The following is a 19,318-nucleotide window of genomic DNA, read 5'->3' as shown; positions in this document are numbered from 1 at the left end:
CGGTCGAAAAGAGATCCCCATGAAAGACACCATTCGCCAGCTGATCCAGCAAGCCCTCACCCAACTCGTCACCGACGGTGTGCTGCCTGAAGGGCTGTCGCCGGCGATTCAGGTGGAAAACGCCCGGGACAAGACCCACGGCGATTTCGCCAGCAACATCGCCATGATGCTGGCCAAGCCGGCCGGCATGAAACCGCGCGACCTGGCCGAGAAGCTGATCAGTGCCCTGCCGGCCAGCGCCGACATCAGCAAGGTCGAAATCGCCGGCCCAGGCTTCCTGAACTTCTTCCAGAACACCGATGCCCTGGCCAACCGCCTGGATGCCGCCCTCGCCGACGCCCACCTGGGCGCGCGCAAGGCCGGGCCCAAGCAGAAGGTGGTGATCGACATGTCGGCACCGAACCTGGCCAAGGAGATGCACGTCGGCCACCTGCGTTCGACCATCATCGGTGACAGCGTCGCGCGCGTGCTGGAGTTCCTTGGCGACGAAGTGATCCGCCAGAACCACGTGGGCGACTGGGGCACCCAGTTCGGCATGCTGCTGGCGTATCTGGAAGAAAACCCGATCACCAGCGACGAGCTGTCGGACCTGGAAAACTTCTACCGCGCCGCCAAGAAGCGTTTTGACGAATCCGAAGCGTTCGCCACCCGCGCCCGTGGCCTGGTGGTCAAGCTGCAGGCAGGCGACCCTGAGTGCATGGCCTTGTGGACGCGCTTCAAGGACATCTCGCTGTCGCACTGCCAGAAGACCTACGAGCTGCTCAACGTCAAGCTGACCATGGCCGACGTGATGGGCGAAAGCGCCTACAACGCCGACCTGGCCAATGTGGTTTGCGACCTCAAGGCCAAAGGCTTGCTGGTCGAGGACCAAGGCGCGCAGTGCGTATTCCTCGAGGAATTCAAGAACAGCGAAGGCGAGCCTCTGCCGGTGATCGTGCAGAAGGCTGATGGCGGCTACCTCTACGCCACCACCGACCTGGCTGCCGTGCGCTACCGGAGCAACGTGCTCAAGGCCGACCGCGCCCTGTATTTCGTCGATCAGCGCCAGGCCCTGCACTTCAACCAGGTGTTCGAAGTTGCCCGCCGCGCCGGCTTCGTCGGCCACCCGATGCAGATGGAGCACATGGGCTTCGGCACCATGAACGGCGCCGACGGCCGCCCGTTCAAGACCCGCGACGGCGGCACCGTGAAGCTGATTGATCTGCTCACCGAGGCCAAGGAGCGCGCCTACGCGCTGGTCAAGGAAAAGAACCCGAGCCTGGCCGAAGACGAACTGCGGCACATCGGTGAAGTGGTAGGTATCGGCGCGGTGAAATACGCCGACCTGTCCAAGCACCGCACCAGCGACTACAGCTTCAACTTCGAACTGATGCTCAATTTCGAAGGCAACACTGCGCCATACCTGCTGTATGCCTACACCCGTGTGGCCGGCGTATTCCGCAAGCTGGGCAAGGGCTTCGACGAGGTCGACGGCAACATCGTGCTGCAGGCCGCTCATGAGCAAGACCTGGCTGCGCGCCTGGCCCAGTTCGGCGAGATCCTCAACAGCGTCGCCGAAAAGGGCACCCCGCACGTGCTGTGCAGCTACCTGTACGACCTCGCCGGCCTGTTCTCGAGCTTCTACGAGAACTGCCCGATCCTCGCCGCCGAGACGCCGGAACAGCAGCAAAGCCGCCTGCGCCTGGCTGCGTTGACCGGCCGCACCCTCAAGCAAGGTCTGGAACTGCTCGGCCTGGAAACCCTGGAGCGCATGTAAGTTGGCTGCCAAGAAAAAACCTGCCCCCAAACGCGGCGCCAGCCGTCAGACGGCCCCTGCCAAGCAGCCGATCCCCGGCTGGGTATGGCTGGCGGTCGGCCTGACGGTCGGTGCATTCATCGTTTTCTTGATGAAACTCGAGCCCGGTGGCGGTGACATCAAGCGCACCAAGCCCGAGCAGCAGAAGCCGGAGAAGGTGGCCGAAGCCAGCAAGTCGGCCACCCCTGCAACGCCACAACCGCCGGTGAAGCCGAAATACGACTTCTACACCCTGCTGCCGGAGTCCGAGGTAATCGTGCCGCCTGAGGCCGTGCCGGAAAAGACCCCGCCGGTGCCCGCGCAGCCGGTGACCCCGGTCACGCCGGCTGAAGCGGCAAAAATCGACACCGCCCGTGCCCAGGCCGCGCTGTTGGGCCAGACTCCGCCCCCAGCCCCACCGGTGATCAAGCCTGCGGCGACCACGCAGTACTTCCTGCAGGCCGGTTCGTTCCGCAAGCAGGCCGATGCCGACAAGGTCCGCGCGCAGATCATCCTGCTCGGCCAGGTGGTCAAGGTCGAATCGGGTACCGTCAAGGAAGAAACTTGGTACCGCGTGCTGGTCGGCCCATTCAGCAACCGCGAACAGCTGACCGTGGCGCAGAAGCAGTTGGCGGGGGCGGGGTTCAGCAACCTGCTCCTGCAGCAGCGACAGACCCGCCAGTAACGAAAAAGGCCTTGCCGCACACCGCGACAAGGCCTTTTTTTTGTGGATGTCCGTGGCCTTAGCGACTGCGAGCGTTGGCTTCGGAAATCTGGCTGTTCAAGGTCCAGAAGTCATACAGCACACCCACCAGGAACAGGCCGCCGGTGAAGAAGTAGATGATCGCCGAGATCCACTTGCCCTGGTACAGACGGTGCGCGCCAAAGATGCCCAGGAAGGTCAGCAGGATCCAGGCGATGTTGTAGTCGACGCGCCCGGACTGGAAGCGCATGTCCGCCTCACGGTCCATCGACGGGATCAGGAACAGGTCGATCAGCCAGCCAATGCCGAGCAGCCCCAGCGTGAGGAACCAGATCGTCCCGGTGATCGGCTTGCCGTAGTAGAAGCGGTGCGAGCCGGTGAAGCCGAAGATCCACAGCAGGTAGCCGATGACCTTGCTGTGGGTGTCGTGATACGGCGCCCCCTGTTGATAACTGTTCATTCATAGCCCTCGTGGGTTATCCGAAAATTTTCTAAATGAAAATGTGACTTTTCCGTCGCAGGCCGACGTACGGCAGCATGACAATCGACCAACGGCCCTGAAAGGGAGCAAAAAGCTGTTATAAAGTTGCGCGCCAAACACATAACATTCACAAGAGCTTCATCTATGCCGCCTTTATTCAAGACATGGCTGACCCTCTGCCTATTATTGCCCCTGGCCGCCCACGCCACCAATCGTGAGCAACGTCTTCCCAACGGTTTCACCGGCTATACCAGCAATGCCTCGGTGAGACACACCCCCGCCAAGCAGAGCACGCTGCATGCACGCTCGAACTATTCGGGCAAGGGCCACAACCTGCCTGCCGTTGCGGCGATGTCGCCGAAGCAGAGCAGCGATGTGCTCAGCCGTGCGGTCAACGTGCTCGGCACCCCTTATGTTTGGGGCGGCAGCAACCCGAAAAAAGGCTTCGACTGCAGCGGGCTGGTCAAGTACGCCTTCAACGACGTGGCAGACGTCGACCTGCCGCGTACATCCAATGCCATGGCCCAGGGCCACGGAGTGAAAGTCGCCAAGAGCGAGCTCAAGCCAGGCGACCTGATCTTCTTCAACATCAAGAGCCGTCGGGTCAATCACGTTGCCATCTACCTCGGCAACGACCGCTTCATCCATGCGCCGCGCACGGGCAAGCGGGTGAGCATCGACAGCCTGAGCAAGCCGTACTGGCAACAGCATTATGTGGTTGCCAAGCGGGTACTGCCCAAAGAGCAGCAACAGCTGAGCCTGGCCAAGCGCTGATCCTATCGGCGCCTGCCTGGGCTGGCCGTTTCGCGGGTAAACCCGCTCCCAAAGGGACTGCACAGCTCTCGAAACCTGCGCTGCCCCTGTTAGAGCGGGTTTACCCACGCAGAAGCCTGAACAGGCGCTAAAGATCGCTGATCAGGCCCCTATCCCTGAGCCCTCGCATCGCCCCCTCCATCGTCCGCATTCCTTCTGCCGCTCCGGTCTGCATCACCGAACACAACTGCGCCATTCTCCCCTCTCGCACCAGATTGCGCACCGCAGGTGTCGCCACCAGCACTTCGCGCGCGGCCACTCGGCCGCCGCCCCTACGTTTGACCAGCACCTGCGCCACCACCAATCTCAGCGACTCCGCCAGCATCGCCCGCACCAAGGGCTTCTCTTCTGCCGCGAACACCTCCACCAGCCGGTCGATGCTGCTTGCCGCCGTCCGCGTATGCACCGTTGCCAGCACCAGATGCCCCGTCTGCGCTGCGCGCAACGCCAGGCGGACGGTTTCCAGATCGCGCAGTTCGCCGATCATGATCACATCCGGGTCCTGACGCAGGGCGCTGCGCAGCCCCTGAGCGAAGTCACGACAATGCCGGCCGATCTCGCGCTGATTGACCAGGCTGCGTTGGCTGCTGTGGACAACCTCGACAGGGTCTTCGAGAGTGATGATGTGCAGTGCCTGCTCACGATTAAGCCGGTCGATCAGAGCCGCCAGGGTACTCGACTTGCCACTACCGGTCGGGCCGCCCACCAGCACCAGGCCATCCGTGTGCTGCGCAACGGCTTGAAACACTTCTTCAAGTTCAAGCTCATCGATACTGGCAATACGTTGCGGAATCAGACGAAACGCTGCAGCCAGGCCGTTTATCTGTCGAAACAGGCTGAGACGAAAACGCCCCAGAGATGCCAACTCCAGGGCCAGATCCAGTTCATCGCCCTGCAACCATTGCCGGCACTGGCCCTCGTCGAGCAGCGCTGACAGCGCGTCGTTCATTGCTGCTGAGGTCAGGCTCGGCAGCGCCATGCGCCGCAGCTCGCCATCCACGCGCAGCATCGGTATCTCGCCCGCCGCCAGATGCAGGTCGCTCGCCCCTGCCTCCACGGCCCGGGCCAACAGGTCGGTCGCGTCCATGAGACTCCCCAATAGCCATCAAGCAGGTAGAATGCCGAAGATCTCCAGAGCCGACGGCATCGATCCATGTCCACCATAGCAGACAACCTTACCGCCCTTGCCGCCCGCATCCACAGCGCCGCCCAGGCTGCCGGACGTGACCCGGCGAGCGTCCGGCTGCTGGCCGTAAGCAAGACCAAACCGGCCAGCGCCATACGCGAAATCTACGCTGCCGGTGTGCGTGACGTGGGTGAAAACTATCTGCAGGAAGCCCTGGCCAAGCAGCAAGAACTGCGTGACCTGCCCTTGATCTGGCACTTCATCGGCCCCATTCAGTCGAACAAGACCAAAGCCATTGCCGAACATTTCGACTGGGTACACTCCGTGGACCGCCTGAAGATCGCCCAACGCCTGTCCGAACAGCGCCCTGCGGGCCTGCCACCACTGAACATCTGCCTGCAGGTGAACGTCAGCGGCGAAGACAGCAAATCCGGTTGCGCCCCGGTCGACCTGCCCGCACTGGCCAGGGACGTGGCGGCACTGCCAAACCTGCGCCTGCGGGGGCTGATGGCGATCCCTGAGCCGACCGAAGACCGTACCGCCCAGGAGGCCGCCTTCGCCAGCCTGAACCAGCTACAGGCAAACCTGGGCCTTGGCCTCGACACCCTGTCGATGGGCATGAGCCACGACCTGGAAGCGGCCATTGCCCAAGGAGCGACCTGGGTACGTATCGGCACCGCCCTGTTCGGCGCACGCCATTACGGCCCCGTCTGATTCCATGCTTTACTCACTCTTTCCTTCAAGGACCTGACATGAGCAAGACACGTATTGCCTTTATCGGCGCCGGCAACATGGCCGCCAGCCTGATCGGCGGCCTGCGTGCCCAGGGCATGGACGCGGCGCAGATCCGTGCCAGCGACCCCGGCGCCGAAACCCGCACCCGCATCCAGGCCGAGCACGGCATCGAAGCTTTCGCAGACAACGCCCAGGCGATTGCCGGTGCCGACGTGGTCGTGCTGGCGGTTAAACCGCAAGTCATGAAGGCCGTGTGCGAGTCACTGAAGCCTAACCTGGCTGCTGGCCAGCTGATCGTCTCGATCGCCGCCGGCATCACCTGCGACAGCTTGCAGACCTGGCTCGGCGCCCGTCAGGTGGTGCGCTGCATGCCCAACACGCCAGCGCTGCTGCGCCAGGGTGTCAGCGGCCTGTACGCCACCGCTGAAGTGTCCGCCGAACAACGCCAGCAGGCCGAACAGCTGCTGTCGGCAGTCGGTACCGCCCTGTGGCTTGAGCAAGAGCAACAACTGGACGCCGTCACTGCGGTCTCCGGCAGCGGCCCGGCCTATTTCTTCCTGTTGATCGAAGCGATGACCGCTGCTGGCGAAAAACTCGGCCTGCCACGCGAAACCGCCTCGCAACTGACCCTGCAAACTGCCCTGGGCGCCGCGCGCATGGCGGTGGCCAGCGATGTCGACGCCGCAGAGCTGCGCCGCCGCGTCACCTCGCCAGCCGGCACCACCGAGGCGGCGATCAAGTCGTTCCAGGGCAATGGTTTCGAAGCCATCGTCGAGCAGGCGCTGGAGGCGGCGTCGAAGCGTTCTGCCGAGCTGGCCGAACAACTGGGCAAATAAGGAGCCGTTGATGAATGCATTGTCCGGCGCCGCGATCTTCGTGGTGCAAACCCTGGTCAGCCTGTACCTGGTGATCGTCCTGCTGCGCTTCGTGCTGCAACTGGTCAAAGCCAATTTCTACAACCCACTGAGCCAGTTCGCCGTGCGCGCAACCCAGCCACTGCTCAAGCCGATCCGCCGGGTGATTCCGAGCATCGGCGGCCTCGACACCTCGTCGCTGCTGCTGGCGATCGTCATCCAGGCGCTGCTGATGGGCTTCGTGCTGATGGTCACCTACGGCACCTTCGGCGACGTGCTGCACCTGCTGATGTGGGCCATCATCGGTATCACCTCGCTGTTCCTGAAAATCTTCTGGGTGGCGATGATCGTCATGGTGATCGTGTCCTGGGTCGCACCGAACAGCCACAACCCGGCTGCCGAGCTGGCCTGGCAGATCAGCGAACCGGTGCTGGCACCGTTCCGCCGTATCGTGCCCAACCTGGGCGGCATGGACATCTCGCCGATCTTCGCCTTCCTGGCGATCCAGGTGATCCAGTCATTCGTCATGCCGCCGCTGGCCGCCTATGCCGGCATGCCACAGGAACTGTGGCGGATGATCTGAGCCCAAGGACTGCTGCTTACCTCCAGTGGCAAGCCTTCGCTTGCCGCTGGGGGGAGTGCTCTTTAGACTTACGCCTCCGTCAAGCGTGAGCAGGGTCGATGTCCACTGTCCTTCCCGAAGATTCCGTCGGTCTGGTTACACCGCAAATTGCCAGCTTCGATGAACCGCTGGCCTTGGCCTGCGGCCGTTCGCTGAACAGCTACGAGCTGGTCTACGAGACCTATGGCACCCTGAATGCCAGCGCGAGCAATGCCGTGCTGATCTGCCATGCCCTGTCCGGCCATCACCATGCCGCGGGCTACCATGCCGCCACCGACCGCAAGCCGGGCTGGTGGGACAGCTGCATCGGTCCCGGTAAACCGATCGACACCAACCGCTTCTTCGTGGTCAGCCTGAACAACCTCGGCGGCTGCAATGGCAGCACCGGCCCGAGCAGCGTCAATCCGGCCACCGGCAAGCCTTATGGCGCCGAGTTCCCGGTACTGACCGTTGAAGACTGGGTGCATAGCCAGGCGCGCCTGGCCGATCGCCTGGGCATCCAGCAGTGGGCTGCCATCGTGGGTGGCAGCCTGGGGGGCATGCAGGCCCTGCAATGGACCATCACCTACCCTGATCGCGTGCGCCACTGTGTGGATATCGCCTCGGCCCCCAAACTGTCGGCGCAGAACATCGCCTTCAACGAAGTGGCACGCCAGGCCATCCTTACCGACCCTGAGTTCCACGGCGGTTCGTTCCAGGACCAGGGCGTGATCCCCAAGCGCGGCCTGATGCTGGCACGCATGGTCGGCCACATCACGTACCTGTCCGACGACTCGATGGGTGAGAAATTCGGCCGCGAGCTGAAGAGCGACAAGCTCAACTACGACTTCCACAGTGTCGAGTTCCAGGTCGAAAGCTACCTGCGCTATCAGGGCGAGGAGTTTTCCGGCCGCTTCGACGCCAACACCTACCTGCTGATGACCAAGGCCCTGGACTACTTCGACCCGGCCGCTGCCAATGGCGGCGACCTGGCTGCAACCCTGGCCCACGTCAAGGCGGATTACTGCATCATGTCGTTCACCACCGACTGGCGCTTCTCGCCGGCCCGCTCGCGGGAGATCGTCGACGCCCTGATGGCGGCCCGCAAGAACGTCTGTTATCTGGAGATCGATTCGCCTTACGGCCACGATGCCTTCCTGATACCCACGCCTCGCTACATGCAGGGTTTCGCGAACTACATGAACCGCATCGTCATCTGAGGACAGCATGAGAGCCGATCTGGAAATCATCCACGACTGGATTCCCGCCGGCAGCCGGGTACTCGACCTGGGCTGCGGCAGCGGCGAGCTGCTGGCCTCGCTGCGCGACCGCAAACAGGTCACCGGCTATGGCCTGGAGATCGACCCCGACAACATCGCTGCCTGCGTGGCGAGGGGCGTCAACGTCATCGAGCAGGACCTCGACAAGGGCCTGGGCAACTTTGCCAGCAACAGCTTCGACGTGGTAATCATGACCCAGGCCCTGCAGGCCGTGGAGTACCCAGACCGCATCCTCGATGAGATGCTGCGGGTGGGCCGCCAGTGCATCATCACGTTCCCCAACTTCGGCCACTGGCGCTGCCGCTGGTACCTGGCCACCAAGGGGCGCATGCCGGTCTCGGACTTCATGCCGTACACCTGGTACAACACGCCGAACATCCACTTCTGCACCTTCGCCGACTTCGAAGAGCTGTGCCATGAGCGCCGCGCCAAGGTTCTTGACCGCCTGGCCGTCGACCACTTGCACCGTAACGGGTGGGGCGGGCGGCTTTGGCCTAATCTTCTAGGTGAAATCGGCATCTATCGCGTCAGCAGCCCGGGCCTGCAGGAGCATCAACTGGCGGTCTGACGCCCACCGGAGGACTCGCACCATGCGTCGCCTAGCCCTGTTCCTGATCAGCCTGTGCCTGGCCCTGCCAGCGATGGCAGCCGATGCCGCCCGACCTGAGCGCAAGGAAGTGTTTGGCGACGTGACGGTGCACTACAGCGCCTTCACCTCAAGCCTGTTGCAACCGGACATCGCCGCTGCCACCGGGCTCAACCGGAGCAAGAACCAAGGCGTGCTCAACATCGCTGTGCTCAAGGCCGACAAGCCGGCCATGGCGGTGGTCAGCGGCACGGTGAAGGACCTGACCGGGCGCACAAGCCCGCTGTCGTTCAAGCAGATAACCGACCAGGGCGCGGTGTATTACATCGCCCAGTTCAAGATCGAGCAGGCCGAAACCTTGACCTTCGACCTGAATGTCGAAACCGGCGGGGTCAGCCATCAACTCAGTTTCAACCAGGAAGTGTTCCCAGGCGAATGATGAATTTCCAGCAACTCGTATTGGCCAGCCATAACGCCGGCAAACTCAAGGAACTCCAGGCCATGCTCGGCCAGTCGGTCCAGCTGCGCTCGATCGGTGAGTTCAGCCAGGTTGAACCCGAAGAGACCGGCCTTTCGTTCGTCGAGAATGCCATCCTCAAGGCCCGCAACGCTGCGCGCATCTCCGGCCTCCCGGCCTTGGCCGACGATTCCGGCCTGGCCGTGGACTTCCTCGGCGGTGCGCCGGGCATCTACTCGGCGCGCTATGCCGATGGCAAGGGTGACGCGGCGAACAACGCCAAGCTGCTCGAGGCGCTGAAGGACGTGCCGCCAGAACAGCGTGGCGCCCAGTTCGTCTGCGTGCTGGCCCTGGTGCGCCACGCCGATGACCCGCTGCCAATCCTTTGCGAAGGCCTGTGGCACGGCAGCATCCTGTTCGAGGCCAGCGGCGAGCATGGCTTCGGTTATGACCCGCTGTTCTGGGTGCCGGAGCGCAAGTGCTCCAGCGCCGACCTCGCGCCTGAGGATAAGAACCAGCTCAGCCACCGCGCCCGCGCCATGGCCCTGCTGCGTCAACGTCTGGGCCTGGCATGATCGCAACGCTGTCCGCAGTCGACGCGGTGGCGCTCACCCGCCTGCCGCCGTTGGCCCTTTACATCCACATCCCGTGGTGCGTGCGCAAATGCCCGTACTGTGACTTCAACTCCCACGCCGCCGGGCCCGAGCTGCCGGAAGAGGCTTACGTCGACGCGCTGTTGACTGACCTAGACCTGGAGCAAGCCGCCGTGCAGGGCCGGCCCCTGTCGTCGATTTTCTTCGGCGGCGGGACCCCGAGCCTGTTCAGTGCCAAGGCCCTGGGGCGTCTGCTGCGCGGCGTGGAGCAACGCATCCCGTTCGCGGCAGACATCGAGATCACGCTTGAGGCCAACCCCGGTACCTTCGAGCAAGAGAAGTTCAAGGCCTACCGGCAGACCGGTATCAATCGCCTGTCCATCGGTGTACAGAGCTTCCAGCCGGCCAAACTCCAAGCGCTGGGCCGCATTCATAATGGCGACGAAGCGATCCGCGCCGCTGGCATGGCGCGCGCGGCCGGCTTCGACAACTTCAACATGGACCTGATGCACGGCCTGCCTGACCAGTCGCTGGATGACGCGTTGGGCGATCTGCGTCAGGCCATCGACCTCGGGCCGACGCACTTGTCGTGGTACCAGCTGACGGTCGAGCCGAACACGGTGTTCTGGAACCAGCCGCCAGAGCTGCCTGAAGATGACATCCTCTGGGACATCCAGGAAGCCGGCCAGGCGCTGATGGCGGCCAACGGCTTCAGGCAGTACGAAGTTTCGGCCTATGCCCAGGCCGACCGTGCCGCCCGGCACAACCTCAACTACTGGCGCTTCGGCGACTTCATCGGCATCGGTGCCGGCGCCCACGGCAAGCTGACCTTCGCCGATGGCCGCATCCTGCGCACCTGGAAGACCCGTCTGCCCAAGGACTACCTGAACCTGGCCAAGCCGTTCAAGGCCGGCGAGAAGCTGTTGCCGGTGGATGAGCTGCCGTTCGAGTTCCTGATGAACGCCCTGCGCCTCACCGATGGTGTGGAAGCCGAGCTGTTCACCCAGCGCACCGGGCTGCCCCTGGCACAGCTGGCCGAAGCCCGCCGCGCCGCCGAACAAAAGGGCCTTTTGCAGGTCGAACCGGATCGACTGGTGGCCACGCCACGCGGCCAGCTGTTCCTCAATGACCTGCTGCAGTATTTCTTGACCTAAGGATGATCCATGGATCTGGTACTTGATCTGCTCGCCACGGTTTCGCGCTGGAGCCGCAGCAATCTGTCTGAGATTTCCCTGGCCCTGGTAGGCTGCCTGCTGGTGCTGTTCGGCACCGACATCAAAGGCTGGGTGGACCAGCGCCTGGGTGCCCTGGCGGGCGCGCTGCGGGTACCGGTGATGGCTGCCCTGGTGATGATCGGCAGTGGTGCAGCGTTGATCTATGCCACGCCCTGGGTGGTGAAGGGATTGGGGCAGTTCAACAACTATGCGCTGGCGCCGGTGTTGCTGGTGGTGCTGGTACTTATCGGCGTGGTGGCCGATCGGCGCGGCTGAACCTCGCTGCGAAACACTGCCCAGAGAGGTACACCTAGCATTTTTGCCAGTTTCGAAGATCCCGCGATCAACTTCTAATGCAGGCTCGCGCTGCCGCGATTATCAGCGCCAGACCACATTAATCAGTCTTTCGCGAGGTTTTCGAACATGGCTACTGCACCCTATGTCGATTTTTCGCCGTTCGGCGAAGGCGACTTCAACGGTTGGAACAAACAAAGCAACGGATGGGAGTTGATAACCGACCGAGAGGATGATGGTAATTACTTTGTGCGCTTCCCGGAAGGTTGGGAAGGCAACGTGCTGGGGCCCCTGCTCGACAAGACCGTCACCGGGTTCAAGCCGGGTAGCCGCTACCGGTTTAGTGTAGATTTCCGTACGATCCCCGGCGATGATTTGTTTCGCACCGACGTTACGCTTGATGTCATCGGCGTCGCGCAACTGGCCGATCGGACCTTGACGCGTTTCGATTGGGATACCCTTTCGCTGGACTTCACTGCCACCGCCACCGAGCACCGCTTGATGATCACCGCGCGCGATCGGCTTGCCGAAAACAGCGAAGATGTGAATGAGGCTGGAACATTGGGACGAGCCCGAGACATGTCCCTGGACTTCATCCGCGTCTACGAGCTGAGCGAACACACAGAGCGCTTCGACCAGTACCAGGACATCCACCTCTTGCCGCGCGAAGTGTTCAACGCCGACCACATGTCGATTGGCCTTCCCGACAGAGCCCCCGGCAGCATCGCTATCCACCCGGTGCTACCCGAAGAGGGTAAGGCCAATCTGAAAAAAGTGCTTTGCCTGGCCCATAACGGCGGCAACATTTTCCCCGCTCAAACCACCCACCTGGAACTGGTCGGCACTTATCATGCGGTGGCATTCAATTGGGCAGGTATTGGTCAGCAGGCTTCAGCCAAAGCGTTCAATGAAGCCGGTGAAGAAGTTGCCACGCAGTCTATCAGCCCACAGCCGGGCGAAACGACCAACGCCCATGTCGAACTGGTCGCCCGTCGAGAAACGTTGATCAAGCGGGTTGAACTCACCTGCGGCAACCGCACCTTCATCGACAGTATTCGCTTGCTCACCGAAACGCCTGCTGCCACTGCATCGCACCTGCGTCAGGCAGCTGACCAGTTCGGCTGCGATGACTGGAATGGCTGGAGCAAGACCGCTGCGGCCATCGACCTGCAACTGGAGAGCGCCGATGGCCTGTACCGTATTGCGCCAAGACACGGTGTCGAGCAGACCGACACCGGCATCCTGCTGGAAAAAACAGTATCAGGGCTGACCGCAGGCAACAATTACCGCTTCAGCGTCAAGGCCCGCAGCCAGGCCGGCAGCCAGGCTTCGGTGCAGCTGGGCATCAGCGATGTCTTTTCCGAGGCGCCTACCTTGCTCGGTGAAGAATGGCAGGATGTCGAACGCATTTTCACTGCCAGGCAAGCTAGCCACACCTTCAGCATTGAGGCCCCGGGCGGGGCGAATGCCAAGGCCCAGGCATTCTTGGTCGAAAACGCCTGGCTTTCGACCACCAACAGCATTGTCGAAGACTTCAACGATATCACTCCGACACCGATCATCCGGCCAGGCAACAGCCAACAGACCGCACACGTGACCATCAGCCTGGGCAATGATCAGCAAGGCCAGGTCCACATACATGCGGTAGGGCCTATCGATGGCATGACCGAAGGCAAGAACGTCTGCATCAATGACGGCTCGATTGCCGAGCAGCAAACCGTTCGCTTCGATCTTGCTTATGAATGCGTCGGGGTGAAGTTCTCACTAACCAGTATGCTTGCCAACCAGCCGGGCCAGTTGGTGACATTCTTCACGGCTGACGGCGAAACGATCGGGTCCCACCCGGTAACGGAGCGCAACAGCTGGGTGAATTTCAGCGCTGCGGGCAAGCGAATCAAGGCGTTTGAAGTGACTGTCGTGGCGAAGAGACGGGCCAGCCTGGATTTCCTTACCCTGATACTCAATTAAGGAACCTGAAAAAACCGCCTCTCTAGAGGCGGTTTTCGGTTTGCATACGGGGTACGTTGCAGGTTCAGTCCACTTTCTCGAACTTCAAATCCCAAACCCCATGCCCCAGCCGCTCGCCGCGGCGCTCGAACTTGGTGATCGGGCGCTCTTCGGGGCGCGGCACATAGGTGCCATCTTCAGCACGGTTGCGATAGCCCGGGGCGGCGCTCATCACTTCCAGCATGTACTCGGCATACGGCTCCCAGTCGGTGGCCATGTGGAACACTCCACCAGGCTTGAGCTTGCGCCGCACCAGTTCGGCGAACTCCAGCTGAACGATGCGGCGCTTGTGGTGACGTGCCTTGTGCCATGGGTCAGGGAAGAACAGCATCAGGCGGTCGAGGCTATTGTCGGCCACGCAGCGGTTGAGCACTTCAATCGCATCGCAGTCATACACCCGCAGGTTCTTCAGGCCTTGGGTCAGCACGCCGTTGAGCAGCGCGCCGACACCTGGACGGTGTACCTCGACCCCGATGAAGTCCTGTTCAGGCGCGGCAGCGGCCATTTCCAGCAGGGAATGGCCCATGCCGAAGCCAATCTCCAGGGTACGCGGCGCCGAACGGCCGAATACCTGGTCGTAGTCCACCGGGCTGTCGGCCAGCGGCAGGATGAACTGCGGGCCGCCCTGGTCGAGGCCACGTTGCTGGCCTTCGGTCATGCGCCCGGCGCGCATCACGAAGCTCTTGATGCGGCGGTGTGGGCGCTGGTCGCCGTCGGTGGAGATCGGCGTATCTTGCGAGTCAGTCATCGGGGGCTCTTACTTGATCAGACCATCCAGCGGCGAAGAGGCGCTGGCGTACAGTTTTTTCGGCATGCGGCCGGCCAGGTAGGCCATGCGGCCAGCGAGGATGGCGTGCTTCATGGCCTCGGCCATCAGCACCGGCTGCTGAGCGTGGGCGATGGCGGAGTTCATCAGCACGGCTTCACAGCCCATTTCCATGGCGATGGTGGCGTCGGAAGCCGTACCAACACCCGCGTCAACCAGCACCGGCACCTTCGATTCTTCAAGGATGATCTGCAGGTTGTAGGGGTTGCAGATACCCAGGCCAGTGCCGATCAGACCGGCCAGCGGCATTACCGCGATGCAGCCGGCCTCGGCCAGCTGGCGGGCGATGATCGGATCGTCGCTGGTGTAGACCATCACGTCGAAGCCATCCTTGACCAGAACCTCGGCGGCCTTGAGGGTTTCGATCACGTTGGGGAACAGGGTTTTCTGGTCGGCCAGCACTTCCAGCTTCACCAGGGTGCGCGACTCGTGGGACTTGTGGCCATCGAGCAACTCGCGGGCCAGACGGCAGGTACGCACCGCCTCGACAGCATCGAAGCAACCTGCAGTGTTTGGCAGGATGGTGTACTTGTCGGGCGACAGCACGTCGAGCAGGTTCGGCTCACCCGCATTCTGGCCAAGGTTGGTCCGGCGCACGGCCACGGTGACGATCTCGGCACCCGAAGCCTCGGTGGCCAAGCGGGTTTCTTCCATGTCACGGTACTTGCCGGTGCCGACCAGCAGGCGCGACTGGAAAGTGCGCCCGGCCAGGATGAAGGGCTTGTCGCTACGAACGTTGCTCATCGTTGTTCCTCGGGAAAAGATTGCGGGGCTTGCAGGTAAACGCCGGCCCGGTTTCAGCCGCCACCAATCGCATGGACCACTTCGACCTGGTCGCCTTCGCTCAGCTGCGTGCTGTCGTGCTGGCTACGCGGCACGATATCCAGGTTGAGTTCCACCGCCACCCGGCGCCCGGTCAGTTCCAGGCGGGCCAGCAGGGCCGCGACGCTTTCGCCAGCGGGCAATTCGTAAGGTTCACCGTTCAGTTGAATGCGCATGCGCACGGCCACCATTGTTCTTTGGGGGCCCGCATTCTAGCGCCGATCCACGCGTGAACCCAAGGGCGCTGCACGCCATTAGTCGCGATTATGGACCGCTTGGTCAGCCCAGGCGCCAGGCAGCCATGCCCAGGCACAGCCAACCGGCAAGGAAGCACAGGCCGCCGAAGGGGGTGATGATGCCCAGTTTGCCCAGGCCGCTGAGCGTCAGCAGGTACAAGCTACCGGAGAACAGCACGATCCCCAGGGCGAACAGACCGCCAGCCCAGCCGACCAGGCGCCCCGGCAGGTGCGCCGAAAGCACGGCGACACCAAAGATCGCCAAGGCATGCACCAGCTGATAGGTGACCCCGGTATGGAAAATGGCCAGGTAATCAGCCGTCAGACGGTCCTTCAGGCCATGTGCGGCGAACGCGCCCAGGGCGACGCCGGTAAAGCCGAAGAAGGCAGCGAGCATGAGGAAGCTGCGAAGCATGGGACGACTCCTTGTATCGGGTCTGTATAATGGCCCGTTCCACCGGTCCGGCCAAGCCATCGCCATGCTGTCATCCATTCTCCGCCGCCTCGCCCGCGCCCTGCTCTGGTTCGCTGCCGGCAGCATCGTGCTGGTGCTGGTGTTTCGCTGGGTACCACCGCCTGGCACGGCCTTGATGCTCGAACGCAAGGTGCAATCATGGGTGAGTGGCGAGCCGATTGAACTGCAACGCGACTGGGAGCCATGGGAGAACATCTCCGACGAACTCAAGGTGGCAGTCATCGCCGGTGAGGACCAGAAGTTTGCCAGCCATTGGGGCTTCGACATTCCGGCCATCCAGGCGGCGCTGGCGTACAACGAGCGTGGCGGCAGCATTCGTGGTGCCAGCACCCTGACCCAGCAGGTAGCCAAGAACCTGTTCCTGTGGTCGGGACGCAGCTGGTTCCGCAAGGGGCTGGAGGCCTGGTTCACGGGGCTGATCGAACTGTTCTGGTCGAAGGAGCGGATTCTTGAGGTTTACCTGAACAGCGCCGAGTGGGGCAAAGGCGTGTTCGGCGCCCAGGCCGCGGCGCGTTATCACTTTGGTGTCGATGCCAGCCGGCTGACCCGCCAGCAGGCCGCACAACTGGCCGCCGTGCTGCCGAGCCCGATCAAGTGGAGTGCCAGCCGGCCCAGCGCCTATGTGGCAAGCCGGGCGGGCTGGATTCGCCGGCAGATGAGCCAGCTGGGCGGGCCCAGCTACCTGATGCAACTGGACAGCTCGCGCAGGCCGTAACCCCGACAAAAAAGCCGCTCACCCTTTCGGGTCAGCGGCTTTTCAATGCAGCCAGGTCAGGTCAGACGGTGATCAGCGCCTTGACCTTGTTCATTGCATTCTTCTCCAGCTGGCGAATACGCTCAGCAGAAACGCTGTACTTGTCAGCCAGCTCATGCAGCGTGGCCTTTTCTTCCGCCAGCCAGCGCTGGTAGAGGATATCGCGGCTACGGTCATCCAGGCCTTGCAGTGCTTCGTGCAGGTTGCTGGTGGAGTTGTCGCTCCAGTCGGCATCCTCCAGCTGCACAGCCGGATCGTAGCGGTGGTCTTCCAGATAATGCGCTGGCGACTGGAAGGCGCTGTCGTCATCCGCTTCGGCTGCCGGGTCGAAGGCCATGTCCTGGCCACTCAGGCGGCTTTCCATCTCGCGCACTTCACGCGGCTCGACGCCGAGGCTTTCCGCCACGCGATGCACTTCGTCGTTGTTCAGCCAGGCCAGACGCTTCTTCTGGCTACGCAGGTTGAAGAACAGCTTGCGCTGGGCCTTGGTGGTGGCCACCTTGACGATGCGCCAGTTACGCAGGATGAACTCGTGGATCTCTGCCTTGATCCAGTGCACGGCGAAGGACACCAGGCGCACACCCATTTCCGGGTTGAAACGCTTGACCGCCTTCATCAGGCCGACGTTGCCTTCCTGGATCAGGTCAGCCTGCGCCAGACCGTACCCTGCATAGCTACGTGCGATATGCACAACGAAACGCAGGTGGGCCATCACCATTTGCCGAGCGGCCTCGAGATCCTGCTCATAGTAGAGACGCTCGGCCAGATCACGCTCCTGCTCGACAGACAGCAGCGGGATGCTGTTGACCGTGTGCACGTAGGCTTCCAGGTTTGCACCGGGCACCAGGGCATAGGCAGGTTGCAACGATGTGGTCATTCAAGAACCTCCGACTTACAAAACTCGCGCCTTGTGAGCGCTGCCAACATTGACCCGGAACGACCGTACAAGTTCCATCGTGAAGGAAATGTCAATGCTGGCACGTAAAAACTATCGCGGCGCCAGCTCGTTCAAATGGCGGGCGACTGCGATCCATGCACCGATATACCCCAACAGCACCGCTCCGATCAAGAGCGACAGACCATCGGACGCCGGCACCCCGCCCAGGGCGAAGTCACTGCCATACAGCCCGGAAAGCCCTACCACGGCCTCGTTAAGCCAGTTCAGGCCAAAGGCCAGGATGGCCCAGGCCAGCACCCCCGCACCCAGGCCGTACAAGGCGCCCATGTACAGGAAAGGCCTGCGAACGTAGCTGTCTGTACCGCCCACCAGCTTGATCACTTCGATCTCGATGCGGCGGTTTTCGATATGTAGACGAATTGTGTTACCGATTACTAACAGCAGCGCGGAAATCAGCATTACCGCCAGGCCGAAGACAAAACGGTCGCCCAGCTTGAGGATCGCCGCCAGCCGCTCGACCCATACCAGGTCCAGTTGTGCATTCTCAACCCTCGGCAGCTCCGAAAGACGTTGACGGAGGGCTTCCAGGGCCGGTTTATCGACTTCGGTCGGGGTCACCACCACCACACCGGGCAACGGGTTGTCAGGCAGCTCGCGAAGGGCCTCGCCTAGCCCGGACTGCTGCTGGAACTCTTGCAGGGCCTGCCCGGGGCTGACGTATTGGGCGTCGGCCACCCCCGGCATGCGCTTGATGTCGTCACGCAGGGCTTCACCCTGCTGGCTACCAGCATCGAGCTTCAGGTACAGCGAAATCTGTGCGGCGCGTTGCCATGAGCCACCCAGCACCTCGATATTCTTCAGCAGCAGCGACAGCCCCATGGGCATGCTCAGGGCCACGGCCATCACCAGGCAGGTGAAAAAGCTGCCGATCGGCTGCTTGCCCAGCCGTCGAAGGCTGTCGGCCAAGCTGGCGCGATGGCTTTCCAGCCAGGCCTGCAGCAGGGTGCGGAAGTCCGGGCCGTCGTCATCGTGATCGCCGCCATTCTTCCTGGCCGGCTGCGGGTCGGCAGCCTTGGGCGCAACGCGCTCGGAAACCTTTGGTGTACGTGTAGTGCTCATTGCCCGGCCTCCCCATCGCCGATCAGACGACCGCGCTGCAGGGTCAGCATGCGGTGGCGCATGCGCGCAATCAGTGCCAGGTCGTGACTGGCGATCAGAACCGTGGTGCCCAGGCGGTTGATATCCTCGAACACACCCATGATCTCCGCGGCCAGCCGCGGGTCGAGGTTACCGGTGGGCTCATCCGCCAGCAGCAAGGCCGGCTGGTGAACTATCGCGCGGGCAATACCGACCCGCTGCTGCTGGCCGGTTGACAGGTCGGCCGGGAACAGCTCGCCCTTGTCGGCCAGCGACACCCGCTCCAGCGCCGAATCAACGCGTTTGGCGATCTCGGCCTTGGACAAGCCGAGAATCTGTAGCGGCAGGGCGATGTTGTTGAACACGGTGCGGTCGAACAGCAGCTGGTGGTTCTGGAACACCACGCCAATCTGCCGACGCAGGAACGGGATCTGCGCATTGCTGATCTGGCCCAGGTCCTGCCCTGCCAGCATCAGCTTGCCGCTGGTCGGGCGTTCCATGGCCAGCAACAGGCGCAGCAAGGTGCTCTTGCCAGCACCCGAGTGCCCGGTGACGAACAGGAACTCGCCCCGGCGCGCGCGGAAACTCAGCTCGTGCAAGCCGACATGGCCGTTGGGGTAGCGCTTGGCAACCTGTTCGAATCGGATCATGG

General features: G+C 62.6%; 23 protein-coding genes. 14 read left to right on the top strand and 9 right to left on the bottom strand.

What is annotated here, in order from left to right; genetic code table 11:
* The first annotated feature begins 19 nt into the window (after positions 1-19).
* Positions 20-1,756, top strand: coding sequence for an arginine--tRNA ligase (argS, locus tag ACTORR_RS15880; RefSeq protein WP_313364907.1), 1,737 nt, complete (start codon positions 20-22; stop codon positions 1,754-1,756).
* A 1-nt stretch (position 1,757) separates the two neighbouring features.
* Positions 1,758-2,459 carry an SPOR domain-containing protein gene (locus ACTORR_RS15875; RefSeq protein WP_054884218.1) on the top strand — a complete coding sequence of 234 codons (702 nt, stop codon included), beginning with the start codon at positions 1,758-1,760 and terminating at the stop codon, positions 2,457-2,459.
* A gap of 58 nt (positions 2,460-2,517) precedes the next feature.
* On the opposite strand, the gene ACTORR_RS15870 is transcribed toward ACTORR_RS15875, so the two are convergent.
* Positions 2,518-2,937 carry an NINE protein gene (locus tag ACTORR_RS15870; RefSeq protein WP_054884217.1) on the bottom strand — a complete coding sequence of 140 codons (420 nt, stop codon included), beginning with the start codon at positions 2,935-2,937 and terminating at the stop codon, positions 2,518-2,520.
* Between the two features lie 165 nt (positions 2,938-3,102).
* Here ACTORR_RS15870 and ACTORR_RS15865 point away from each other — a divergent pair, with 165 nt between their 5' ends.
* The gene (locus ACTORR_RS15865) at positions 3,103-3,732 is read left to right on the top strand and encodes a C40 family peptidase (protein ID WP_054884216.1); all 630 of its coding nucleotides are present in this window, start codon (positions 3,103-3,105) and stop codon (positions 3,730-3,732) included.
* A gap of 127 nt (positions 3,733-3,859) precedes the next feature.
* Here ACTORR_RS15865 and ACTORR_RS15860 read toward each other — a convergent pair whose 3' ends face one another.
* Entirely contained in the window at positions 3,860-4,858 is a 999-nt protein-coding gene (locus ACTORR_RS15860) for a type IV pilus twitching motility protein PilT (RefSeq protein ID WP_099814472.1), read from the bottom strand.
* Between the two features lie 66 nt (positions 4,859-4,924).
* Here ACTORR_RS15860 and ACTORR_RS15855 point away from each other — a divergent pair, with 66 nt between their 5' ends.
* From ACTORR_RS15855 to ACTORR_RS15810, 10 genes are all read left to right on the top strand, one after another.
* The gene (locus ACTORR_RS15855; RefSeq protein ID WP_054884214.1) at positions 4,925-5,611 is read left to right on the top strand and encodes a YggS family pyridoxal phosphate-dependent enzyme; all 687 of its coding nucleotides are present in this window, start codon (positions 4,925-4,927) and stop codon (positions 5,609-5,611) included.
* Between the two features lie 38 nt (positions 5,612-5,649).
* Positions 5,650-6,468 (top strand): pyrroline-5-carboxylate reductase, encoded by an 819-nt coding sequence (proC, locus tag ACTORR_RS15850; protein WP_054884213.1) that lies wholly within the window; start codon positions 5,650-5,652, stop codon positions 6,466-6,468.
* Between the two features lie 10 nt (positions 6,469-6,478).
* Positions 6,479-7,069 (top strand): YggT family protein, encoded by a 591-nt coding sequence (locus ACTORR_RS15845; protein WP_027920981.1) that lies wholly within the window; start codon positions 6,479-6,481, stop codon positions 7,067-7,069.
* Positions 7,070-7,167: 98 nt separating this feature from the next.
* Positions 7,168-8,307, top strand: coding sequence for a homoserine O-succinyltransferase MetX (metX, locus tag ACTORR_RS15840; RefSeq protein ID WP_054884212.1), 1,140 nt, complete (start codon positions 7,168-7,170; stop codon positions 8,305-8,307).
* Positions 8,308-8,314: 7 nt separating this feature from the next.
* Complete coding sequence (gene metW, locus ACTORR_RS15835; RefSeq protein WP_054884211.1) at positions 8,315-8,935, top strand: methionine biosynthesis protein MetW; 621 nt, start codon at positions 8,315-8,317, stop codon at positions 8,933-8,935.
* A gap of 22 nt (positions 8,936-8,957) precedes the next feature.
* Positions 8,958-9,392, top strand: a complete 435-nt coding sequence (locus ACTORR_RS15830; RefSeq protein ID WP_054884210.1) for a DUF4426 domain-containing protein — start codon at positions 8,958-8,960, stop codon at positions 9,390-9,392.
* The gene (gene rdgB / locus ACTORR_RS15825) at positions 9,389-9,985 is read left to right on the top strand and encodes an RdgB/HAM1 family non-canonical purine NTP pyrophosphatase (RefSeq protein WP_054884209.1); all 597 of its coding nucleotides are present in this window, start codon (positions 9,389-9,391) and stop codon (positions 9,983-9,985) included. Before ACTORR_RS15830 ends, rdgB begins: the two co-directional genes overlap by 4 nt.
* Positions 9,982-11,157: a radical SAM family heme chaperone HemW gene (gene hemW / locus ACTORR_RS15820; protein WP_099814469.1), complete on the top strand. Its 1,176-nt coding sequence runs from the start codon at positions 9,982-9,984 to the stop codon at positions 11,155-11,157. The genes rdgB and hemW overlap by 4 nt, the downstream gene beginning before the upstream one ends.
* 9 nt (positions 11,158-11,166) lie before the next feature.
* Positions 11,167-11,493 carry a DUF3392 family protein gene (locus tag ACTORR_RS15815; RefSeq protein WP_027920975.1) on the top strand — a complete coding sequence of 109 codons (327 nt, stop codon included), beginning with the start codon at positions 11,167-11,169 and terminating at the stop codon, positions 11,491-11,493.
* 147 nt (positions 11,494-11,640) lie between these two features.
* Entirely contained in the window at positions 11,641-13,479 is a 1,839-nt protein-coding gene (locus tag ACTORR_RS15810; protein WP_313364908.1) for a carbohydrate binding domain-containing protein, read from the top strand.
* Positions 13,480-13,543: 64 nt separating this feature from the next.
* Here ACTORR_RS15810 and trmB read toward each other — a convergent pair whose 3' ends face one another.
* From trmB to ACTORR_RS15790, 4 genes are all read right to left on the bottom strand, one after another.
* Positions 13,544-14,266, bottom strand: a complete 723-nt coding sequence (trmB, locus tag ACTORR_RS15805) for a tRNA (guanosine(46)-N7)-methyltransferase TrmB (RefSeq protein ID WP_099814467.1) — start codon at positions 14,264-14,266, stop codon at positions 13,544-13,546.
* Positions 14,267-14,275: 9 nt separating this feature from the next.
* Entirely contained in the window at positions 14,276-15,088 is an 813-nt protein-coding gene (locus ACTORR_RS15800) for a thiazole synthase (RefSeq protein WP_027920973.1), read from the bottom strand.
* A gap of 53 nt (positions 15,089-15,141) precedes the next feature.
* Positions 15,142-15,342, bottom strand: a complete 201-nt coding sequence (thiS, locus tag ACTORR_RS15795; RefSeq protein WP_099814494.1) for a sulfur carrier protein ThiS — start codon at positions 15,340-15,342, stop codon at positions 15,142-15,144.
* Between the two features lie 103 nt (positions 15,343-15,445).
* Positions 15,446-15,817, bottom strand: a complete 372-nt coding sequence (locus tag ACTORR_RS15790) for a DUF423 domain-containing protein (protein ID WP_054884205.1) — start codon at positions 15,815-15,817, stop codon at positions 15,446-15,448.
* 64 nt (positions 15,818-15,881) lie between these two features.
* Here ACTORR_RS15790 and mtgA point away from each other — a divergent pair, with 64 nt between their 5' ends.
* A complete protein-coding gene (mtgA, locus tag ACTORR_RS15785; protein ID WP_054884204.1) occupies positions 15,882-16,592 on the top strand; it encodes a monofunctional biosynthetic peptidoglycan transglycosylase in 711 nt (236 codons plus the stop codon).
* Between the two features lie 61 nt (positions 16,593-16,653).
* On the opposite strand, the gene rpoH is transcribed toward mtgA, so the two are convergent.
* From rpoH to ftsE, 3 genes are all read right to left on the bottom strand, one after another.
* A complete protein-coding gene (rpoH, locus tag ACTORR_RS15780; RefSeq protein ID WP_054884203.1) occupies positions 16,654-17,508 on the bottom strand; it encodes an RNA polymerase sigma factor RpoH in 855 nt (284 codons plus the stop codon).
* A 111-nt stretch (positions 17,509-17,619) separates the two neighbouring features.
* Positions 17,620-18,648, bottom strand: coding sequence for a permease-like cell division protein FtsX (gene ftsX / locus ACTORR_RS15775; protein ID WP_313364909.1), 1,029 nt, complete (start codon positions 18,646-18,648; stop codon positions 17,620-17,622).
* Positions 18,645-19,316 carry a cell division ATP-binding protein FtsE gene (gene ftsE / locus ACTORR_RS15770; protein ID WP_009684915.1) on the bottom strand — a complete coding sequence of 224 codons (672 nt, stop codon included), beginning with the start codon at positions 19,314-19,316 and terminating at the stop codon, positions 18,645-18,647. The genes ftsX and ftsE overlap by 4 nt, the downstream gene beginning before the upstream one ends.
* Between the last annotated feature and the right edge of the window lie 2 nt (positions 19,317-19,318).

Origin of the sequence: Pseudomonas sp. SAR267, from assembly GCF_052077595.1 — a bacterium.
GTDB lineage: Bacteria > Pseudomonadota > Gammaproteobacteria > Pseudomonadales > Pseudomonadaceae > Aquipseudomonas > Aquipseudomonas vlassakiae.
Note: the sequence above shows the minus strand (reverse complement) of the source record. Positions and strands in the feature narration are given on the sequence as shown.